The organism is Streptomyces sp. 8L (assembly GCF_020176795.1).
Classification (GTDB): domain Bacteria; phylum Actinomycetota; class Actinomycetes; order Streptomycetales; family Streptomycetaceae; genus Streptomyces.
In genome coordinates, this window is the sequence record NZ_JAIUKE010000028.1 from 16,478 (window position 1) to 35,593 (window position 19,116).

Sequence of the window (19,116 nt, forward strand, 5' to 3'; positions counted from 1 at the left end):
AAGCCCCGGAGTGCGGTGGCGCGTTCTCACCGGGCGGCCGCCGGCAGGTGGGCGCCCACCTGGTCGACCGCGTCCACGTGCGCCTCGCGGACGACGTAGCGCGTGATGCCCCAGCGCCGCTCGTGCTCGGCCGTCGCGGCCCTGATCTCCGCCACCGTGCCGATCCAGGCATAGGGGCAGGCGAGCACATCGGCCGCGTCGCAGTGGAGCCGGCCGGCGATCTCGTGTGCCACGCCCTCGGCGTCGTCGGTGACCTCCACCATCTGGACGAGTGCTTCGCGGGCCGGGGCGTCGGCGCGGCCCGCGGCGCCCTGCTCGACAAGGCCGATCTGGCGGTCGATGTCCGCACCGCTCCAGCGCACTTCGTGCAGGTGCCCGTCGGGCAGGGTGCGGCCGAGACCGCTGAGCCCCACGACGTCCGCGTGCGCCCCGGCCCAGCGCAGCAGGCCGGTGTTGCCGCCTCCGAAGGTGAAGGGCACGTGCGGCTGGACCGGCCGCGGACGGGTGAGCCGGGCCTCGCGGGTGCGCACCTCGGGGCCGTCGACGGTGACCGTCTCGCCCGCCAGCAGTGCGAGGCAGGCCTCGGCCACGGCCTGGAAACGCCGGACCCGACCCGCGACGTCGGGGCGTTCCGAGCCCAGCATGTCCCACTCGGCCGGAGTGTGTCCCGCGCCCAGCGCCAGCCGGGCGCGGCCGTGGGAGACCAGGTCCAGGGTCGCGACGTCCGACGCGAGCAGCAGCGGCTCACGAATGCCCGCGTGGGAGACGTACGGACCGAGGCCGATGTGCTCGGTGACCGCCGCCGCAGCGGCCAGCGCGACGAAGGGGGAGGCGCTGGTGCCCGGGTGGTCGGGCGTGAGCAGGGCCTCGTACCCGCCCGCCTCCACACGCCGCGCCAGAGCACTCCAGGAAGCCGCGTCCCGCGGCTGGGCCTGCACGGAAACCACCGGTGACGTCATGCCGGGACACTACGGCCGCCCGCGGGCCCCCGGACAGGCTTTGCGCGCACGGCGAACAGCTCGCGCCCACCGGACGCACGCCCGGCGCGGGGCGGACCGTGCCCCGGATCGGGCGGTGCCGCAGGGGACCTCACTCGGTCAGGGCCTGCGTGCCGATGACGGAGAGGAGAGCGAGGCGGTCCGCGTCGTCGCTGCCGGTCTGAGCGGTGTAGACCATGATGCGCAGATCGTTGCCCGCCACTTGGAGGACGTCGCAGTCGAGGGTGAGCGCGCCGACGTCGGGGTGGTCGATCGTCTTGCGCGCGGCCTGGTGCTCGGCGACCGCGCCCGTGTCCCACAGTTCGGCGAACCTCGCGCTGTGCGACCTGAGTCGGCCGAGGAGCGACTGGAGGGCGGGGTCGTTGGGATAGTGGCTTGCGGTGCGTCGCAGGTCGGCGGCGAGCAGGGTCTGGAGTGCGCCGTTGGACTCGGGGGTGTGGCGTACGCGCGTGTGGGGATTGGCGAAGGCGCGCCAGGCGGCGTTGAGGTCCCTGCCGTGCCATTCCCCCATGAGCGCGGTGTACAGGGGGTTGGCGAGCAGCTGCGTCCAGGCGGCGTCGTAGACGGCGACGGGCGTGGTGGCGAGGCGGTCGAGGATGCGGTGCACACCGGGTGTGAGGTGGCGGGGGATGGTGCCCGCGCCGGGCAGCGCGAGACCCGCGAGTCGGAAGAGGTGCCCGCGCTCGTCCTCGGTGAGTCGCAGAGCGCGTGCGAGAGCCTCGACGACCTGGGACGAGGGGTTGGCGGCGCGCCCCTGTTCGAGGCGGACGAGGTAGTCGGCGGAGATCCCGGCCAGCTGGGACAGCTCCTCGCGGCGCAGGCCCGCGGCGCGTCGGCGGCCTCCCGACGGCAGGCCGACGGTTTCGGGGCCGACGCGGTCGCGCCAGGCGCGCAGGACCTTGCCGAGTTCCGTGGACATACGCCGATTGTCGCAAGCGAGCGCGACCCTTTCCTGGTACTGGCGGTCCCAGGAAAGCGGGTCTCCTACCTGATGTGGTGTTGTGGGCCCACTGTGGAGGTGCGGGCCGCCCCGGCCCCTCAAGCGAAGGGCGCTTTCCCACCATGACATCAAGCCGCACGTGAGGGCCGTCACCTCCATCGCGAGGCGGACCCCCGTGCGGCGTACGCGAGCCGTCGCGCTGGTCCAGGTGCCCGAGTGCCTTGAGCCGTCGAGACGTCTCCACCACGACAGCCGTGCCCAGAGCCCCTGGGCCCTCCGGTCCGACGAATGATCGGAGCACCCCCTCGAAAGGCAGGACCCCATGAGCAAGCTCGCCCTCGTCACCGGTGCCACCTCCGGAATCGGCAAGGCGTTCGCGGAGCGCCTCGCGTCCGACGGCCACGACCTGATCGTCGTCGGCCGGCGCGCGGAGCGACTGGAGCGGTTCGCCGCGGACCACCCCGAGGTGACCGTACGCACGGTGGCCGCGGACCTGTCCACCGACGCGGGCGTCGACACCGTCGCCGGGCTCTGCGCCACCGAACCGCTGACCATGCTGGTCAACAACGCGGGTGTCGCGCACTACATGCCCCTGGCCGACCTGCCCGCCGACAAGGCGCGCGAACTCGTCCACGTGAAGGTCGTCGCCCCCACCATGCTCATGCGGGCCGCTGTCGGAGGCATGCGGGAGCGCGGCGAGGGAACGATCGTCAACGTCGCCGGGATGATCGCCTTCAGCGGACCCGCCGGCCCGTCCGTCATGCCGCGCCGCGCCGTCTACGCCGGGACTCTCGCCCACCTCGTCGCCATGTCCCAGACGCTCGGCGCGGAACTCGCGGACACCGGCGTCCGGGTGCAGGTCCTGTGTCCCGGAGTCGTCGCCACCGAGTTCCACAGCCGCCAGGGCCTGGACTTGAGCGCCGTACCGCGTATGAGCGCGGAAGACGTCGTCAGCGCGGGACTGCGCGGCCTCGATCTCGGGGAGGTCGTCTGCGCCCCCGGTGTCGAGGACGGCGGGCTCCTCGACGCCGTCTTCCAGGCCGACCTGGCGGCCTTCAACGGCCAGAGCCCCGAACTGGCCTCCCGGTACCGCGACAACTGAACGGCACAGAACGGCACTGAACGACGCGGATGCGGGCATGGCCGTGTGTCGTGGCGGTCCTCCGGCCACAGCCACGGTCGGGGGCCCCTGCCACGTCCGTACGCTGCGGTGCTGGTCAGGCCCCTGCGCCGAGTCCCCTGCCCTGGCCTCGCGGCAACGGGCCCTGACGCGGACGGGCCCGGACGCGCGGTCCGGCGGCCCGCACGGGTGCGCCGCCGGTCAGCAGATGCTGTCCGTCGCCTTCGGGTTCGTCAGGCCGAACAGCGGGCGCAGCCGCAGTCCGACCCAGGTGCCGGCGAGGGCCGCCGCGCCCCAGACCCAGCCGGAGGCGCTGCCGGACGCGATGCCCGCCAGGTAGGCGCCGATGTTGCAGCCCGACGCGAGCCGGGCTCCGATGCCGAGCAGGACGCCCCCGACGAGACCGGCGAGGGCGGTGCGCCACGGGACCCGCCGGTGCAGCGTCCAGGCGCCGCCCGCCGCGGCAGCCACGGCCGCCCCGACCATGATGCCGATGTCGGTGAGGCTGTTCTTGTCGGTCAGGACGGGACCGGACAGTGTGGCCGCCTGGCCGGGCTGGCGCCAGAACGACCAGCCCTGCGGGTGCCCGCCGAGCGCCTGGACCACCTTGGCACCCCAGAGGCCGAACGCGCTGGTCACTCCCCACGCGCCGCCGGACACCAGCAGGACGCCCGCGCCCAGCACGGAGAGCACGACGGCTCCCGTCCACAGCGGCCACGCGCCGCGCAGGGCCCGCAGAGCGCCGCGGGCGGTCGGGACCGCCCCGACCGGCGGCGGGTTGCGGCGCCGCTGCACCGCGAGCGAGGCGAGCACCATCAGGGCGAGCGCGGCGAGGGTGATCGCCCACGATCCGGCCCATCCGACGTGGTCGGAGAGGAGGAACGGCGGGAACGAGGGCAGGTGGTCCACCAGCGAGTACTGCCAGGTGTAGAGCGTCGAGCCGATGATGAAGCCGACGAGGGTGGTGACGATGGACGTCTGCCCCGACCCGACGGCGAAGAGCGTGCCCGACGCGCAGGCGCCGCCGATCTGCATACCGACGCCGAAGAGGAAGGCGCCGAGCACCAGGGAGACTCCGAGCGGGCCCGCGGTGGGGGCGGGACGGGCGCCGAACAGGCCCGTCCCGGTCCCGATGACGAGCGCGAAGAGCGTCGCGGTCGTACCGAGCAGCAGGGCGTGCGCGCGCAGCCCGGTCCCGTTGCCGACACCGACGAGTTGCCGCCACGCCCCGGTGAAACCGAAGCGCGAGTGGAAGAGGGTGAGGCCGAGCCCGCCGCCGAGCAGCAGCAGCGTGCCGTCGAGCGCGCCGTGGGCGGCGAACACCCAGACGGACAGTCCGGCGAGCAGAACGAGGGAGAGGACGAGCGGGACCCGGTTCACGGGCGGTGCTTCGGGTGCGGCGGGGGCCGGCACTGCGGTGCGGGCGGCGGACAGCGCGTCGCGCCGGCTCAGCAGGGTGGCGAGAGCCATGACGATGTTTCTCCGGAGCGGGGAGGGGCCGTCGGGCACAGGACAGGGCAGGACACGACGGGACGGACGGGACGGGAGCGGACGCGGAGCGTCAACACCTGTCGGCCGTCACCCGTACGTAGTCGACGACGCGCCGGCGCACGAGCAGGACGGTGCGGTACATCGCCGCTCTCCTCTCGTGGCTTCCTCCGGTGAAGTGTTCGAATTCAAGCCGCGGCCTCGCCCGTGCGTCAAATCACGGCCTCGCCGGCGGACGCGTGCCGCCGTACGCCCGTCGGCTCCCGTGGCCTGCACCATGGAGGCATGAGGAAAACGGCACTCATCGTGATCGACATGATCAACACCTACGATCACGCGGATGCCGGGCTTCTGCTGCCGTCGGCCCGTGAGGCGGTGCCCGGCGTGGTCCGGCTGATCGAACGCGCAAGGGCCGAGGACATTCCGGTGGTGTACGTGAACGACAACTTCGGAGAGTGGCGTTCGCACCACGGCGAGATCCTGGACAAGGCGCTGTCCGGCGCGCACGCGGACCTGGTCGAACCACTGCGTCCCGACGATCGCTCGCTGTTCGTGGTCAAGGCGCGGCACTCGATCTTCTACGAAACACCGCTCGCCTATCTGCTCACACAGCTCGGCGTCGAGCGGGTCGTCCTGTGCGGCCAGGTCACCGAGCAGTGTGTGCTGTATTCGGCACTGGACGCGCACATCCGCCATCTCGACGTGGCGGTGGCCCGCGACGCCGTCGCGCACATCCACTGGGATCTCGCCGACGCCGCCCTGCGGATGATGGAGCGCAACATGGCGGCCGAGGTCGGGTGGGCCGACACGCTGGCCCTGTCCGGTTGACCGTCCGCCGGACACGGTGGCCACACGCCCCCGGCGGCGCGACACGCGTCCGTGGCGCACCGGGCGGGCCAGGCTGCCCTGAACAGGCCGTACGGCAGGGGCGGCAGCCACCACAGCGCGAAGGACAACAGGCTTCCGCACGGCGATCTCGGGCACACGGCAGGCAGGCGGGCGTGAGGCACGCGCACGCGGTGAGGAGGCGTCATGGGCGAGGCAGTGCGGTACACGATCGGCTCGGAAGTGCGGTGCGCGGACGGGAAGTGCGGAAGCGTCAAGCGTGTCGTCATCGATCCGATCGCGCGGTGCGTGACGCATCTGGTGGTCGCCCCGGGCGGGGGCGAGGAGCGGCTGGTGCCCGTCTCCCTGCTGGACAGCGAAGCCGACGGTATCGAACTCTCCTGCGGGCGCGACGAGTTCGAGGCACTGGAGAGTGCCGAGGAGGATCTCTTCCTGCCCGGCGGCGCCAACGATCTGGGGTACGACCCGGCCGAGACCATGAGGTGGCCCTACTTCGGTCCCGGCATCGCCCTGGCCGGCGGCATGAACCCGCTGCCGCTCACACTGGGCGAAGCCGGTGTTCCGACGGCGCGGGAGCGGGTGCCGGCCGGCGAGGTGCAGATCCGCCGTGGCGACCCCGTACGGGCGAGCGACGGGGAGGCCGGGCGCGTACACGGTCTCGTCGTCGACGACGGCGACCACACGGTCACCCACGTACTGCTCGGCGAGGGGCACCTGTGGGGCAGGAAGACCGTGGCCGTCCCGATCGCCGATGTGGAGCGGGCGGGGGCGACGATCCGCGTCAACTACAGCAAGGACCAGCTCAAGGATCTCCCCGCGGTCGACACCGACGCGGAGGGCTGAGTGGGGGCACCGTAGATCCGCTCGACATCGCCGGTGCGTGGCGGTGGCCGGAACGCCGTACGCGGTCGTTCCGGCTACCCCCCCGCGGCGTTTCCGAGGGTTCCGGAGCCTTCGGTGTGCCGGATTCGCGAGATGACGAGCGAGTAGCCCCTCTTCGTGAGAGTGGACTTGCATGAAGGATGCGACCACTCTATGTTTATGAGAGTCAGCTCTCGCGAAAGGGTGCACACCATGACCACCTCCGCCTCCACCAGCTCCACCCGGACCATCGACCTGGCCCACGGCCTGTCCCTGACGATCAACGAGTACGGCACCGACTCCGAGGGCACCTGTGCGCTGCTGCTGCACGGCGGCGCAGGCCCGCGCACGATGACCGGCCTCGCGACCGCGCTGTCGGAGCACGCGTACGCGATCGCTCCGACCCACCCCGGGTTCGACGGGACGCCCCGGCCCCGGTGGGCCGACACGATCGCCGATCTCGCCGAGGTCTACCTGGATCTGCTCGACACCCTCGGCCTGCGCGAGGTCGCGGTGATGGGCAATTCGATCGGCGGCTGGATCGCCGCCGAGATGGCCCTGCGCGACACCAAGGGCCGTATCGGCTCCCTCGTCCTGCTCAACGCGGTCGGCATCCATGCCGTGAGGAAGGAGAACGAGGTGGTCGACGCGCGCGTCCTCGCGCCGGACGAGCTGAGCAAGCTGTCCTTCGCCAACCCGGCCCTCCGTCCGGACTTCCGCTCCTTCAGCGCCGAGCAGCGGGCCCAGATGGCCGCCAACCAGCAGGCTCTGGCGACGTACGCGGGGGAAGCCTTCACGCACGACCCGAAGCTGCGCGGGCGCCTGCACCGGGTGAGCGTGCCCGTGCTGGTCGTCTGGGGCGAGGAGGACGGCATCGCGCCCCTGACGTACGGTCGCGGCTATGCCGCCGCCTTCCCCGAGGGCCGCTTCCTCCCTGTCCCGGGCGCCGGGCACTTCCCGCACATCGAGCAGCCGGAGCGCGTCCTCGATGCCATCGGCGACTTCGCCGGCATCGGCGCGAAGCCGTCCGCGGCCGTCTGACCGCGCGGTGCGCGCAGCCGCCGGTGTGCCGGTCGTTCCTGAGCGGGCGCGGGGGTGCGGTGGGGGAGCACGGCTCGTACGCTGCCGGGGGGCGGCGGCGTGCGGCCTCGGCCTTGGACCGGGCCGTACGCCACCGGCCGGTCGCGGCCCCGCCCGCGCGTGTCCGGTGCCGAGCGTCAGTCGAAGTCGGTGGCCGTCGTCGTGGCGTACCGGCCCATCACCTCGGCGGTCGCCGGTCCGGTCAGCTCCCCGTCCCGCGCGATCGTGTCGCGAAGATCCCTGAAGTACTGCACGTACAGGTCGGGAGTGAAGGTGTTGACCATCACGACCGGCTGGTCGCCGGGGTTGGCGAAGGTGTGCGGGACGCCGGGGGGAACCATCACCAGCGTGCCGGGCGGCGCGTCGTAGTCGTCGCGGCCCACGGTGAACCTGGCGGTGCCGCACACCACGTAGAAACCCTCGTCGTGCTCGGCATGCCGGTGCTGGGGCGGGCCGTCGCTGTGCGGGGCCAGGGTGATCTCGCCGATTCCGAGGCGGTGTTCCGTCGTGTCACCGGCCTCCAGGACGCGCATCCGGGCCGGACCCAGCTCGATCACCTCGCCGCCGTCGGGGGCGACGATCGATACGTCGTTCATGGTCGGCTCCTTCGTGAGAGTTGACTCTCATGACTGTAGAAGTGTTTCGTCATATGCTGCAAGCCTCCCGGGTGCGGTGATGGCGCCCTCACCGCACCCGCCGGTGACCGAACGTCGGAAAGGTGGCACATGACCTCGTCCTCATCGCCGTCCGCGGCGGCGAACACGACCGGCCGCGCGAACCAGAAACTCCGCACCCGCCGGGCGATCGTGCAGGCCGCCGCCGAACTGAGCCGTACCGGCCGCGAGGTGAGCATGCCGGAGATCGCGGAGGCGGCCCTCGTGTCGGAGGCCACCGCCTACCGCTACTTTCCCGACCTGGTCGGTCTGCTCCAGGAGGCCATCTCCGGCCAGCTCCCCGGTCCGGACGAGGTGCTGGGCGCCGTCGAGCACTCCGCGGACCCGGTGGAACGCGTCACCGCCGCGGCCGAGTTCCTGCTGCGCCACGTACTGTCCCGCCAGGGCGTCGTCCGGGCGATGATCGCCGGCACGGTCGCCAGGCCAGGACGGTCGGCCCGCCCGGGCCTGCGCTTCGGACTGATCGATCACGCGCTGGCGCCGCTGGCCCAGGGTGAGGCGATCGGCCCCGCAGCGCTGGAGCAGCTCAGGCGCGGGCTCGCCGTGGTGGTCAGCGCCGACGCGCTGTTCAACCTGACGGACCTGTACGGCCTGGACCCGGAGGACGCGATCACCAGCATCGTCGGGACCGCCGCGGACCTCACCCGGGCCGCCGCGGACCGGGGCGCGGGCACCGGCCGCGCCCCCGGGGGCCGTTGACGGCTTCCGGCGGAGGAGCGGTGCGGAAGCCGGTGTTCCGCCGACGTGGCCAGATCGTCACCGCCGGGCCTGGGCGTCATCTCAGGGGCGCCGCACGGAGAGGCATGTGCGTAGAAGTACGATCATTCGTATGGATATCCGCCCTGCTTCTTTCGGCCATCCCGACGCCGTCCGGCTCAACGATCGCGTGCAGCGTGAGTACGCCGAGCGGTACGGCGACGACGGCGACATCACGCCCCTGGACCCGGCCATGTTCGCGCCGCCGCGCGGCCTCTACCTGATCGCCTACGACGATCTGGGCGCCCCGGTCGCGACCGGCGGCTGGCGGGCGCAGGAGAGGAACAGCCTCGGATACTCCGACGGCGACGCGGAGATCAAGCGCATGTACGTCGTTCCCGAGGCGCGCGGCCAGGGCCTGTCCCGCAGGATGCTGGCCGCGCTGGAGGACGACGCGCGGGCCGCGGGGCGCCTCCGGATGGTCCTGGAGACCGGGACCAAGCAGCCGGAGGCCGTCTCCCTCTACCTCTCCAGCGGCTACGAGCCCTGCGAGCCCCGCGACAAGTTCGGCCACTACCGCTTCGACGAGCTGAGCCTCTGCTACACCAAGCCGCTGACGCCCGACGGGGACCGGCCCACGACCCCGCAGGACGCAGACCGGATGCCGGCAGGCCGCTGAGCGGACCGGCCCACTCGGAGCGGACCTGCGGCGGGCAAGGGCGTCGCGCCAGGACGCGGCCCGCGCGGCAGGCGCCTCAGGCGGGAACGAAGGCTCACGCGGGAACGACGGCTCACGCGGCGACGGGAGAGCGCGTCCTGCCGTGTGTCACGCGGACGTCGGAGACCTCCATCAGCCCGTCCAGCTCCACGGTGGCCACGGTCTGGTCGGGACGCACCGTCAGGCCGTCCCTGCGCACGAGGTCGAGGAGGCGCTCGGCCAGCGGCAGGACCATGTGCCGTCCCCAGCAGCGTTCGTCGGCATGGCCGAACGGGAGGTACCCGGGATGGGTGTCCGGGTCCAGGTCGTTCCAGCGCTCCGGGAGGAACGTCTCGGGGTCGTCCCACAGCTTCGGGTCGCGGTGGCTCAGCAGCGGGAGCAGGAGTATGTCGTCGTGCGCGCCGATCCGCTCGTCCACGGCGGGGAACTCGGGGGAGGCCACCCGCAGGATGTTCCACGACGGCGGCAGCAGCCGGAGTGCCTCGTGGATGATGTGCCGGTTCGGCAGGGCGTCGTCGAACGGAGCCCCGAGCCAGACGGCGTTGGTGACGAGCGCCGCGACCGTGAAACACACCGGCGCCGCCACGCGCCGGTAGAGGTACATCGCGTATCTGCGGTCCTCGAACGTCGCCGAGTCGAGGACGAGGGAGGCGAGTTTCGACAGCGGAACCTGCCGCCCCGGCCGGCCGAGCAGGGCTGCTCCCGAGGTGACGGCGGACCAGGTGAGTTTCGGGGTGAGTTCGAGGCGCCGGTCCACCAGCACCCGGAAGCGCAGGCGCTCCCGGCCGAAGACGAGATCACGCAGGTACGCGTGCGGCACCTGCGGCCAGGAGCCGGTCAGGTCGACGTCGGTCTCCAGCGGGCGGCGGAGTGCCGTGCGTACGTCCGACGACACGGCCTGCATGTACGTCGAGGCGTCGGTCCTGCTGACCCGCCTGGCCCGTACGGGCTTGAACGTGGGCCGTTCCTCGGCGTTGGCGGGCCGGCTGCGCAGCAGCGCGTCCATCTGGTCCGGGCCGGCGACACCGATCGTGTCGGGTTCGAGCCGGAACACGTCCGCGCCGGTGTAGCGGTTCAGCAGAGCGTCGATCCTGGGGGCGAACCGTACGGTCCGGCCGCCGTGGCGCGCGTCGCGCGACCGCTCGGGCATGCAGCACCTCCGTGGGCGGGACGGCGGCCGGGTGGCGCCCCGTCATGGACAGGACGCCACCCGGCGTTCGTCGGCGGACGACCGATTTAGACCCAGCCGTACCACGCGTATGCCTTGAGGCTCTTCTCGGTCCGGATCTTCTTCGCGAGGCGGACAAGCTTCATGAGGACCTCCCAGACGGAACGGATGGTGTGCCGGCCGCCGGGCGATCGAGGCGCCGGTGGCCGCCTGAAGTCAATGGCCGGGGCCGAGTGGCTGTCAAGAGGACCGTGATGTGTCCGACAGTCAACACGCGGAGGTTTGAGGTGTGTTCACGCGGGCAGGGTGGCTCGGCGGCACAACGCCATTGTCGGGCTGGACCGTTGGTGTCACTGGTTGCGTCGGTGTTGTCCGGGGGGACGTGGGGACGCCGTGGCGAGGGAGGCCGTCCGGCCCGGGTTTACCGAAACTTGAGAATGCGTTGACCTGTGGCGGGCGCCGTCCCCGCCCGGGCACCCGGCCGCCGGTCGGGGCGCCGGTGCGGCAGTGCGGGGAGCGGCGACGGCGGCGGAGCTGTCGTGGCCCCGGGCGTCACTCGGTTCCGCCGAGAGCGCCACCGCCTCCGGTGGCGGCGGTGCCCTGCGGCGGGTCGGGGACGCGGGGTGTGGCGCCGGTGCGCCCGTCGGCGGTGCCGTCGTCGTCCCGATCGGTGTCGGCAGAAGGGTTCTCCTCCTGGCACTCCGTGTCGAAGAGTTTGCAGGCCGGCTCCGTGGTGGACGAGGGCGAGGCGCCGGATGCCGGATGTGTGGGCGCCGCCACCTGGGAGGCCGGCGCGGTGCGGGGGCGTGGGGGCTTGGAGTCGCTGGTGCCCGTCGGACCGCTGAGGGCCGTGAAGGCGGCGAACAGGATGGCTGCGACGGCGAGGGCGGAACCGAGGGCCAGGCCGACGGAGCGTGGGGTGGGGGATGAAACGGACATGGTGGGATCTTCCCGTAGCGGACGGCTCCACGCGGGGAGACAGCGCCGTCTCCCGTCGCTCGTGTCGCGGCGTCGGTCCGTTCGGCCGTGGCGCAGGCCCGGTCAGGAGCCCGTGCGTACGGCCGCATGGGCGGCGTACGGGCATTCGCGCGCCCGTACGGAGGGGGTGCGCGGGCGAGGTGCGGTCCCGCGGGCGCGACCAGTGACGCACGCCTCCCGAGCTTAATTGCGAACTACTTGCAACAGCGATCCCAGTGTGGCTACGCTCAGTACGTTTTGGCTGGTAAGCCGAGTTCTGGGAGAGGGAATTGAGCGCCGACACACGTGTCGAGCCGACGCTGGCTGAGCGGCTCGGACAGTTCCGTCAATCGCTGACGCGCGGAGACCGGCGATCCCTGGGCGGGATGCTGGCCTTCATCGTGCTCCTGCATGTGGTGGGGTTCGGGGTGCTGTTCGGCCTCGTCGCGCCCAAGCACTACCACCTCGGCGGTGACCACCCCGTCTTCAACATCGGGGTCGGGGTGCTCGCGTACACCTTCGGCCTCCGCCACGCCTTCGACGCCGACCACATCGCCGCCGTCGACAACACCACCCGCAAACTCCTCGCGGACAACGTCGAGCGCGACGCGCGCGGCGTCGCCAGGCAGCGCCGCCCGCTGTCGGTCGGCTTCTGGTTCTCCCTGGGCCACTCCACGATCGTCTTCGCGCTGGCGTTCCTGCTCTCCGTCGGCGTGAAGGCGCTCGTCGGGCAGGTGGAGAACGACGACTCCGGCCTGCACTCCGCGACCGGGATCATCGGCGCCTCGGTCTCCGGCGTTTTCCTGTGGGTCCTCGGCATCCTCAACCTCGCCGTCCTCGTCGGCATCATCAAGATCTTCCGCAGGATGCGCCAGGGACACTTCGACGAGAAGGAGCTGGAGGACCAGCTCAACAAGCGCGGGCTGATGAATCGCTTCCTCAACGGCCTGACCAAGTCCGTGCGCAAGGCCTGGCACATCTACCCGATCGGCGTGCTGTTCGGCCTCGGCTTCGACACCGCCACCGAGGTCGGCCTGCTCGTCCTCGCGGGCGGTGCCGCCGCGTTCAGCCTCCCCTTCTACTCCATCCTCGTGCTGCCGATCCTGTTCGCGGCGGGCATGTGCCTGATGGACACCGTCGACGGGGTCTTCATGAACGCCGCGTACGGCTGGGCCTTCGCCAAGCCCGTGCGCAAGGTCTTCTACAACATCACCATCACGTCCATCTCGGTCGCGGTCGCGCTCATCATCGGCACGATCGAGCTGATCGGCGTCCTCACCGACCAGGCGAACATCACCTCGGGGCCGCTGGCCGCGATCGCGAGCATCAACCTCGACTACGCGGGCTACGGCATCGTCGGCCTGTTCTTCCTCTCGTGGCTGGTCGCCCTGCTCGTATGGCGCTACGGGCGGATCGAGGAGAAGTGGTCCGCCGGCCTCGTCGCGGCGGACGGCGACTGAACGCGTCCGCGACGTACGGCGAGGGGCACGGCTGAGGGCCCCCGCGAGGTTCGCCTCGGGGGGGCCCTTCGTCGTTCGGTCCGGGCGGGAAGGCCGGGGAGGCCAGAAGCTGTGAAGGCCGGGAGCCGGGAAGGCCGGGGAGGCCTGGGAGGCTGCGGAAGTGGTCGCGGCCTTGCCGTCCGGGTGTGCTCGCGATGTCAGGGGGCGAGGAGCAGGGTATTGGCGCGGGCCTTGGCGGCGGTGTAGCGCTTGGCCACGTCCTGCCAGTTGACGACGTTCCACATCGCCTCGATGAAGTCCACCTTCTGGTTCTTGTACTGGAGGTAGAAGGCGTGTTCCCAGGCGTCGAAGACCAGGATCGGCACGGAGCCCTGGCCGACGTTGCCCTGGTGGTCGTAGATCTGTTCCACGATCAGCCGGCCGGAGACCGGCTCGAAGGCGAGGACGCCCCAGCCCGAGCCCTGGGTGGTCGCGGCGGCCTTCGTCAGCTGGGCCTTGAACCCGGCGAAGGAGCCGAAGGAGGCGGCGATGGCGTCGGCCAGCTCGCCCACTCCGTCGGCAGCGAGGGGCTCGCCGCCGCCGTCGCCGGTCATGTTGTGCCAGTAGATCGAGTGGAGGATGTGGCCGGAGAGGTGGAACGCGAGGTTCTTCTCCAGCCCGTTGATCGACCCCCAGGCCCCCTGGTCGCGGGCCTCTTCGAGCTGCTCCAGGGTGTCGTTGGCGCCCTTGACGTACGCGGCGTGGTGCTTGTCGTGGTGCAGCTCCACGATCTGCGGATCGATGACCGGCTCAAGGGCCGTGTAGTCGTACGGAAGTTCCGGAAGTGAGTAGATGGCCATGGCTGAGCGAGCCCTCCGTCTTCATTCCTTATTGCAAGTCGAGTGCAACTGCACATTACCAGCGACAGCCTCTCGGGCCGATCATGCGGAGGCAGGGGAGTCAGGGCGGCGCGCGTCGGCACGGCTTCAGGGGGCCGCTGTGCGCGGGCCGGACGGGCGCGGGCCGGACAGCGAGGAGGCGCCCACCCGCTGGTGGACGCCTCCGTCATGCGCTGCGCGGGGCCGTGGTCGCGCGGCCCCGGCCGGGATCAGCCGCTCTGGTTGTTGTCCTTGAGGCTGCCCCAGCCGTGCCAGCGGTCCACCTCGATCCACGCGCTGACGCGGGCGCGGTCCCGGTTCGGGTAGGCGTGGCCCTGGTACTGGCGTGACAGCCGGTCGATGTCCTCCAGCCCGGTGTCGGGGCGCATCTCGCCGACCCGCCCGATGATGCTGATGTGCGTGTACCAGTTGCCGTCGTCGAGCACCGTGAGGGTCACGCGCGGGTCGTTGCGCAGATGGCGCAGGCGCACACGTCCCTCGTCCATGTTGATCAGGACACGTCCGTCGTCCTCCCAGAGGTACCAGGTCGCCGTGGACACCGGCTGCCCGTCCGACCTCAGTGTGGTGATGACGGACGGGTTCGGCTTCCGCAGCATGGCGACGGCGGTCTCGGGAAGCGGTGGGTTGGACACGTTCTCTCCTTCTCGGTCGTACGTCCCGGCCTCAGGGGCCCTTGCCCGAGCGTCCGGTGAGGCCGCGTGACCTGGGGTGTGGCGCAAGGGCCCGTCAAGGCCATGACGGACACCGTAGGCCGAGAGGGCGTGTCCCATGGCCCCGCCACGGGCGGGGGCCGGGCGGACGACGGAGGCCGTGGCCCCCGCCGTACCGCCGCCGGGTCAGTGCTCGCCGTCGCGGTAGCTGCGGCGCACCGAGTCGGCCGCCCGGTCCGTCTGCTCGTCGTAGCGGTTGCCCGTGCGCTCGTCGACGAGCCGCTCGGTGCGCTCCACGGCCCGGTCGGCCTGGTCCGGGTGGCCCTTCGCCATCCTCTTGGCCTTGTCCGCCATGTCGCCCAGCTTGCTCATGCGTACCTCCCGAAGGTGGTAGGTGTACTGCCTTGCTCCCGTCGCGTGACCCCGCCTCGCGTTCGTAAACGGGTTGTCCGGCATACGGGCTTTCCTCGAAGGGTTTTCCCCGACGGGTCAGGGCGCCTCGGGCGCCGCGAGCAGGCCGGCGACCTCGTCCTCCGTCGTCTCCCGGAGTTCCTCTCCGACCAGCAGCCACCGCGTGATGCCGACCGACCGCAGGAACGCCAGGTCGTGGCCCGCGATCAGGAGCGCGCCCCGGTAGGCGTCGAGCGCGCCCGCCAGGTGCCGGGCGCTCGCCACGTCGAGGTTGTTCGTCGGCTCGTCCAGCATCAGCAGTTGCGGCGCGGGCGCGGCGAGCATGGTGGCCGCGAGGGCGGCCCGGAAGCGTTCACCGCCCGAGAGGGTGCCCGCAAGCTGCTCGGCGCGCGCCCCCTTGAAGAGGAACCGCGCGAGCCGCGACCTGATCTCGTTGTCGGGCACACCGGGCGCGGCGCGTGCGACGTTCGCCGCGACGCTCAGCCCGTCGTCCAGGACGTCCAGCCGCTGCGGCAGGAACCGGAGCGGCACATGCGCCCTCGCCTCGCCGGAGAGCGGCGCGAGGTCTCCCGCGAGGGTGCGCAGCAGCGTGGTCTTGCCCGCGCCGTTGCGCCCGACCAGCGCGACGCGCTCGGGGCCGTGCACCGTGAGGGTGCCCGAGCGCAGGGCTCCGTGCCGGGGCCGCAGCGCGTCCAGGGTGACGACCGTACGGCCGGCCGGGACCGCGGTGCCCGGGAGGTCCACCCGGATCTCGGCGTCATCGCGGATCGCGTCCGCCGCCTCGTCGCGCCGTACCCGTGCCTCGTCCAGCCGGTCCTCGTGCAGCCCCCGCAGCTTGTCGCCGGACTCCTGCGCCGACCGCTTGCGCTCGCCCGCGACGATCCGGGGCGCGCGCCGCTGGGCATCCAGCTTCCTGCTCTGGCGCTGGCGCCGCGCCACCTTGGTCCTGGTCTCCTCCAACTCACGCTTCTGGCGCCGTACATCGGCCTCCGCGGCGCGCAGGGTGCGGCCCGCCGCCTCCTGCTGGACCGCGAGCGCCTCCTGGTACGCGGACCAGCCCCCGCCGTACCACCTCACCTCGCCCGAGCGGAGTTCGGCGATCCGGTCCACCCGCTCCAGCAGGTCGCGGTCGTGGCTGACCACGACCAGGATTCCGGAGCGCCAGGAGTCGACGGCGTCGTAGAGCCTGCGGCGCGCGAACAGGTCGAGATTGTTGGTGGGTTCGTCCAGGAGCAGTACGTCAGGGCGTTCGAGCAGCAGAGCCGCGAGCCGCAGCAGGACGGTCTCCCCGCCGGACATCTCCCCGACGGTGCGGTCGAGGGCGAGACCGCCGAGGCCGAGGGAGCCGAGTGTGGCGTGGGCCCGCTCCTCCACGTCCCAGTCGTCGCCGACCGCCTCGAAGTTCTCCTCGCGCGCGTCTCCCGCTTCGATCGCCGCGAGCGCGGCGCGCCGCTTCGCGATGCCGAGGGCCTCGTCGACGCGGAGCGCGGTGTCGAGTGTGATGTTCTGCGGCAGGTGGGCCAGGTGCCCCCCCACGGTCACCGACCCCTGGAAAGGCTCCAGTTGGCCCGCAAGGAGCCGCAGCAGAGTGGATTTCCCACTGCCGTTGACACCGGCGAGCCCGGTGCGTCCCCGGGGGACGGTGAGGGAGAGCCCGTCGAAGACGGTGGTGCCGTCGGCCCACCGGAAGGACAGGGCGGAACAGGTCAGCAGAGCGCCGGGGGCGCCGGTTTCGGGCATGGTTTCTCGCAGTCGGGAGCGCGATGGTCAGGTGACTTCGTGTGCGAGCACCACGCGGCGACCGGCCCGGGGGAGTGTGAGGTGCGGTCCTGGCCGCTCCGAGAGGACGGGGAGGGACGGCTCATGCACCGAGGTCGCAGTCCACGCGGTCGCCACGGCCGGCGGCAGGCACTCGGCCTACTGCTCCCGTGACGGGCGTACGGCGATGCCGTACCGCGTGATGGTCGCGGACCTCAGATGCGCAACGTCCACCTCGATCGGAGACAACAAGGACAGGTGCAAGGTAACGCCCGGCGAGGAGGAAGGCAAAGCCTTTGCGCGGGCTCTGGCGCGGCGCTGTGTCGTGGCCCGGGCGGGCCGGGGCCGCCCGCCGGCGGGTGCCCGTGTCCGGCGCCGCGGGAGGACCCGGGGGAGCGCGGAGAGCCCGCCCCCGGCGCGGTGTGTTTCCGCCCGCAGGAGAACGGGACGGGGGACACACACTGCGGGGACGGGCTTTCCGGGGCGGCGACTACGGGCGGGCCCTACGCGTACGGGCAGGATGCGCGCGTCCTGCCCGTACGGTGCTGCCGGGCCCCGGCCGGGCCGCTGCTTTGGGCTCGGTGTCAGCCGTCGATGTGGTAGCTGTCGCCGTAGACCTTCCAGTCGAGCGGCGGGTCGAGGTTCAGGTTGCCGTCCTTGAGGAACACGCGCTGCTCCGTGTCGACCCGGCTGGTGTCCTCGTGGGCCTCCTCCTGCTTCATGGCCCAGACGCGGGCGTCCAGGAACGCGTTGAGGTAGGTCGTCTCGTCGCCGCCCTGGGCCGGTGTCCTGGCGTTCGACAGCGCGCGATCGCGGATGCCGCCGAAGCTGGTGCCGCCGTCGCCGGGGCCGTGCATCACGATCGCGTCGTAGTAGATGAACTGCCCGAGCGTGCCGAGCCCGTCCGCCTTGGCCTGGCTGACGGCGGGGTCGAAGTACACCCGGTCGCGCTCGTCGTTCTGCGCGGTCTGGAAGACCGTGTCGGACGCGGCCTTCTTCCAGGCCGTGGTGAACGCGGAGCCGAGCCCGGAGTGCGAGTCGGTGCCGTTCACCTTCTTGAGGGCGGGCAGGAACGAGGCCAGCGGGTTGCCGGGTTCGCGGTCGGTGTAGAGCTGCACCAGGTCCAGCATGTCGCCCGTGCCGGAACAGAATCCGATGATGCCGGCGGTGTAGCCGCGGCCGTCGCCGATGTCCTCGATGTACTTGTACTGGGCCTTCCAGTCCAGCGAGGAGTTCTCCGCGCTGGAGACGAGCTCCATCGCGATCTCCTTCTTCGCGGGGTCGTCAAGTCCGGCCGACGCGGCGGGTGCCTGGGCCGCCGCCGCGTGGACGGCGGCGGTCGCGCCGGACGCGGAGACGGGCTGGGCGCCTGCCACGGCCGGTACGGCGGCGAGCGCCATGCCGAGCAGAGCGGCGGGCACCAGCCGGAGAGTGCTCTTGCGGGGGTGCATGTTGCCTCCATTGGGGGTGGGGGCTATCTGTTAGGAAGCTTTCCTATCAGAGTTCCCCGGGCGCCGTACACCCGTCCGCGCAAGGAAGTTGGGCGCTTCGGCGCGAGCCCGGCCGGTAGCCGCGAGAGGGTGCGCGTCGCGTCGTGCGCCCCCGGACGCCCGCCGCGCGTCGCCACACACCGGCCGTCCGTGGTGTCTTTCCCGAGGGCGGGTCCACGGGCCTCCGGTTCCCGGGGCGGCGGCCGGGGCTGATCAGCCGGCGTTGATCACCCGGCGCCAGACCTCCGTGCACGTGGCGGCGGCCCGGTCGAGCCCTGCGTCCGCGCCGGATGCCCCGGCCGCCGCGGAGGCCGTGTAGAACATGCGCTCCGTCATCCAGCACAGCGCGGTCGCGAGGGCGTGCGCACCGTCCGGGGCGGCGGTGCCCGGGACGCCCGCGGCCACCAGGTTCCGTGCCGTCGCGGCGGCGAAACCCTCGACCGTCGCGTTCCACGCGGCCCCCACTTCCGGGATCAGCGCCGTGTACTCGACGGCCGCGCGCATCACCCGGCCATGGGCGCGCCAGGTGTCCCGCGTACGTCGGACGGCTTCGGCGACAGCGGTCATCGGGTCGCCCGCCGGGCTCTCGGTACCGGCCGGGGCGGCGGAGTTGAGCCGGGACATGGTCCGCACGACCAGAGCGGCCAGGACGTCCTGCTTGGAGCCGAAGTAGAAGTAGAGCGCCCCCCGGGAGATCCCGGCGCCGTTGGCGATGGCCTCCACCGTCATCCGCTCGAACCCCTCGGTGTCCAGCAGGGCCTCCGCGGTGTCGAGGATCGCCTGCTCCCTGAGGTCGCCCTTGGTCGGAGTCTCGCGCCGCCGTCCCACGTCGTACGTTCCCTTCCGCGTCGTCGCCCCGACCCTATCGCCGGGCAGGACCGGTCTGAGCCGGGCAGGGCCGGGCAGGGGACCGTGTGCCGGCG

General features: G+C 72.0%; 20 protein-coding genes. 7 read left to right on the plus strand and 13 right to left on the minus strand.

Features of this window, described 5'->3' with window-relative positions:
* Positions 1–26: 26 nt before the first annotated feature.
* Both LCE31_RS03530 and LCE31_RS03535 read right to left on the minus strand, forming a co-directional pair.
* Complete coding sequence (locus LCE31_RS03530; protein WP_225012458.1) at positions 27–959, minus strand: LLM class flavin-dependent oxidoreductase; 933 nt, start codon at positions 957–959, stop codon at positions 27–29.
* Positions 960–1,089: 130 nt separating this feature from the next.
* Complete coding sequence (locus LCE31_RS03535; protein WP_225012459.1) at positions 1,090–1,917, minus strand: helix-turn-helix transcriptional regulator; 828 nt, start codon at positions 1,915–1,917, stop codon at positions 1,090–1,092.
* Between the two features lie 343 nt (positions 1,918–2,260).
* Between LCE31_RS03535 and LCE31_RS03540 the strand changes: the two genes are divergently transcribed.
* Positions 2,261–3,040, plus strand: coding sequence for an SDR family NAD(P)-dependent oxidoreductase (locus tag LCE31_RS03540; protein ID WP_225012460.1), 780 nt, complete (start codon positions 2,261–2,263; stop codon positions 3,038–3,040).
* Positions 3,041–3,259: 219 nt separating this feature from the next.
* Here the strand turns inward: LCE31_RS03540 and LCE31_RS03545 are convergent, their stop codons facing one another.
* Positions 3,260–4,528 (minus strand): YeeE/YedE family protein, encoded by a 1,269-nt coding sequence (locus LCE31_RS03545; protein ID WP_225012461.1) that lies wholly within the window; start codon positions 4,526–4,528, stop codon positions 3,260–3,262.
* A gap of 303 nt (positions 4,529–4,831) precedes the next feature.
* Between LCE31_RS03545 and LCE31_RS03550 the strand changes: the two genes are divergently transcribed.
* The 3 genes from LCE31_RS03550 (at position 4,832) to LCE31_RS03560 (ending at position 7,294) form a co-directional block, all read left to right on the plus strand.
* Positions 4,832–5,374, plus strand: coding sequence for a cysteine hydrolase family protein (locus LCE31_RS03550; RefSeq protein ID WP_225012462.1), 543 nt, complete (start codon positions 4,832–4,834; stop codon positions 5,372–5,374).
* A gap of 204 nt (positions 5,375–5,578) precedes the next feature.
* Positions 5,579–6,235, plus strand: coding sequence for a PRC-barrel domain-containing protein (locus LCE31_RS03555; protein ID WP_225012463.1), 657 nt, complete (start codon positions 5,579–5,581; stop codon positions 6,233–6,235).
* A gap of 231 nt (positions 6,236–6,466) precedes the next feature.
* Entirely contained in the window at positions 6,467–7,294 is an 828-nt protein-coding gene (locus tag LCE31_RS03560) for an alpha/beta fold hydrolase (protein WP_225012464.1), read from the plus strand.
* Between the two features lie 176 nt (positions 7,295–7,470).
* Here LCE31_RS03560 and LCE31_RS03565 read toward each other — a convergent pair whose 3' ends face one another.
* Positions 7,471–7,929 carry a cupin domain-containing protein gene (locus LCE31_RS03565; protein WP_225012465.1) on the minus strand — a complete coding sequence of 153 codons (459 nt, stop codon included), beginning with the start codon at positions 7,927–7,929 and terminating at the stop codon, positions 7,471–7,473.
* 129 nt (positions 7,930–8,058) lie between these two features.
* Here LCE31_RS03565 and LCE31_RS03570 point away from each other — a divergent pair, with 129 nt between their 5' ends.
* On the plus strand, positions 8,059–8,706 hold the full coding sequence (locus LCE31_RS03570) for a TetR/AcrR family transcriptional regulator (protein WP_225012466.1): 648 nt from the start codon (positions 8,059–8,061) through the stop codon (positions 8,704–8,706).
* Positions 8,707–8,836: 130 nt separating this feature from the next.
* Entirely contained in the window at positions 8,837–9,382 is a 546-nt protein-coding gene (locus LCE31_RS03575) for a GNAT family N-acetyltransferase (protein WP_225012467.1), read from the plus strand.
* A 112-nt stretch (positions 9,383–9,494) separates the two neighbouring features.
* Here LCE31_RS03575 and LCE31_RS03580 read toward each other — a convergent pair whose 3' ends face one another.
* The 3 genes from LCE31_RS03580 to LCE31_RS03590 form a co-directional block, all read right to left on the minus strand.
* Positions 9,495–10,571 (minus strand): cytochrome P450, encoded by a 1,077-nt coding sequence (locus tag LCE31_RS03580; protein ID WP_225012468.1) that lies wholly within the window; start codon positions 10,569–10,571, stop codon positions 9,495–9,497.
* An 86-nt stretch (positions 10,572–10,657) separates the two neighbouring features.
* Complete coding sequence (locus tag LCE31_RS41105; protein ID WP_225012491.1) at positions 10,658–10,735, minus strand: tryptorubin family RiPP precursor; 78 nt, start codon at positions 10,733–10,735, stop codon at positions 10,658–10,660.
* 406 nt (positions 10,736–11,141) lie between these two features.
* Complete coding sequence (locus LCE31_RS03590; RefSeq protein ID WP_225012469.1) at positions 11,142–11,528, minus strand: hypothetical protein; 387 nt, start codon at positions 11,526–11,528, stop codon at positions 11,142–11,144.
* Positions 11,529–11,899: 371 nt separating this feature from the next.
* Between LCE31_RS03590 and LCE31_RS03595 the strand changes: the two genes are divergently transcribed.
* Complete coding sequence (locus LCE31_RS03595; RefSeq protein ID WP_374118391.1) at positions 11,900–13,006, plus strand: HoxN/HupN/NixA family nickel/cobalt transporter; 1,107 nt, start codon at positions 11,900–11,902, stop codon at positions 13,004–13,006.
* Positions 13,007–13,203: 197 nt separating this feature from the next.
* Here the strand turns inward: LCE31_RS03595 and LCE31_RS03600 are convergent, their stop codons facing one another.
* The 6 genes from LCE31_RS03600 to LCE31_RS03625 form a co-directional block, all read right to left on the minus strand.
* Complete coding sequence (locus LCE31_RS03600) at positions 13,204–13,845, minus strand: superoxide dismutase (protein ID WP_225012471.1); 642 nt, start codon at positions 13,843–13,845, stop codon at positions 13,204–13,206.
* Positions 13,846–14,093: 248 nt separating this feature from the next.
* Positions 14,094–14,516, minus strand: coding sequence for a PPOX class F420-dependent oxidoreductase (locus tag LCE31_RS03605; protein ID WP_225012472.1), 423 nt, complete (start codon positions 14,514–14,516; stop codon positions 14,094–14,096).
* Positions 14,517–14,720: 204 nt separating this feature from the next.
* Entirely contained in the window at positions 14,721–14,906 is a 186-nt protein-coding gene (locus tag LCE31_RS03610) for an antitoxin (RefSeq protein ID WP_225012473.1), read from the minus strand.
* A gap of 117 nt (positions 14,907–15,023) precedes the next feature.
* Positions 15,024–16,685, minus strand: coding sequence for an ATP-binding cassette domain-containing protein (locus LCE31_RS03615; protein ID WP_225012474.1), 1,662 nt, complete (start codon positions 16,683–16,685; stop codon positions 15,024–15,026).
* A 602-nt stretch (positions 16,686–17,287) separates the two neighbouring features.
* Positions 17,288–18,154, minus strand: a complete 867-nt coding sequence (locus LCE31_RS03620; protein WP_225012475.1) for a chitosanase — start codon at positions 18,152–18,154, stop codon at positions 17,288–17,290.
* Positions 18,155–18,406: 252 nt separating this feature from the next.
* Positions 18,407–19,021 (minus strand): TetR/AcrR family transcriptional regulator, encoded by a 615-nt coding sequence (locus LCE31_RS03625; RefSeq protein WP_225012476.1) that lies wholly within the window; start codon positions 19,019–19,021, stop codon positions 18,407–18,409.
* Positions 19,022–19,116 lie beyond the last annotated feature (95 nt).

Coding starts and splice junctions, on each gene's coding strand:
- LCE31_RS03555 (WP_225012463.1), top strand. CDS start 5,579: ATGGGCGAGGCAGTGCGGTACACGATCGGCTCGGAAGTGCGGTGCGCG.
- LCE31_RS03580 (WP_225012468.1), bottom strand. CDS start 10,571: ATGCCCGAGCGGTCGCGCGACGCGCGCCACGGCGGCCGGACCGTACGG.
- LCE31_RS03615 (WP_225012474.1), bottom strand. CDS start 16,685: ATGCCCGAAACCGGCGCCCCCGGCGCTCTGCTGACCTGTTCCGCCCTG.
- LCE31_RS03540 (WP_225012460.1), top strand. CDS start 2,261: ATGAGCAAGCTCGCCCTCGTCACCGGTGCCACCTCCGGAATCGGCAAG.
- LCE31_RS03600 (WP_225012471.1), bottom strand. CDS start 13,845: ATGGCCATCTACTCACTTCCGGAACTTCCGTACGACTACACGGCCCTT.
- LCE31_RS03610 (WP_225012473.1), bottom strand. CDS start 14,906: ATGAGCAAGCTGGGCGACATGGCGGACAAGGCCAAGAGGATGGCGAAG.
- LCE31_RS03570 (WP_225012466.1), top strand. CDS start 8,059: ATGACCTCGTCCTCATCGCCGTCCGCGGCGGCGAACACGACCGGCCGC.
- LCE31_RS03545 (WP_225012461.1), bottom strand. CDS start 4,528: ATGGCTCTCGCCACCCTGCTGAGCCGGCGCGACGCGCTGTCCGCCGCC.
- LCE31_RS03565 (WP_225012465.1), bottom strand. CDS start 7,929: ATGAACGACGTATCGATCGTCGCCCCCGACGGCGGCGAGGTGATCGAG.
- LCE31_RS03560 (WP_225012464.1), top strand. CDS start 6,467: ATGACCACCTCCGCCTCCACCAGCTCCACCCGGACCATCGACCTGGCC.
- LCE31_RS03530 (WP_225012458.1), bottom strand. CDS start 959: ATGACGTCACCGGTGGTTTCCGTGCAGGCCCAGCCGCGGGACGCGGCT.
- LCE31_RS03535 (WP_225012459.1), bottom strand. CDS start 1,917: ATGTCCACGGAACTCGGCAAGGTCCTGCGCGCCTGGCGCGACCGCGTC.
- LCE31_RS03590 (WP_225012469.1), bottom strand. CDS start 11,528: ATGTCCGTTTCATCCCCCACCCCACGCTCCGTCGGCCTGGCCCTCGGT.
- LCE31_RS03575 (WP_225012467.1), top strand. CDS start 8,837: ATGGATATCCGCCCTGCTTCTTTCGGCCATCCCGACGCCGTCCGGCTC.
- LCE31_RS03620 (WP_225012475.1), bottom strand. CDS start 18,154: ATGCACCCCCGCAAGAGCACTCTCCGGCTGGTGCCCGCCGCTCTGCTC.
- LCE31_RS41105 (WP_225012491.1), bottom strand. CDS start 10,735: ATGAAGCTTGTCCGCCTCGCGAAGAAGATCCGGACCGAGAAGAGCCTC.
- LCE31_RS03550 (WP_225012462.1), top strand. CDS start 4,832: ATGAGGAAAACGGCACTCATCGTGATCGACATGATCAACACCTACGAT.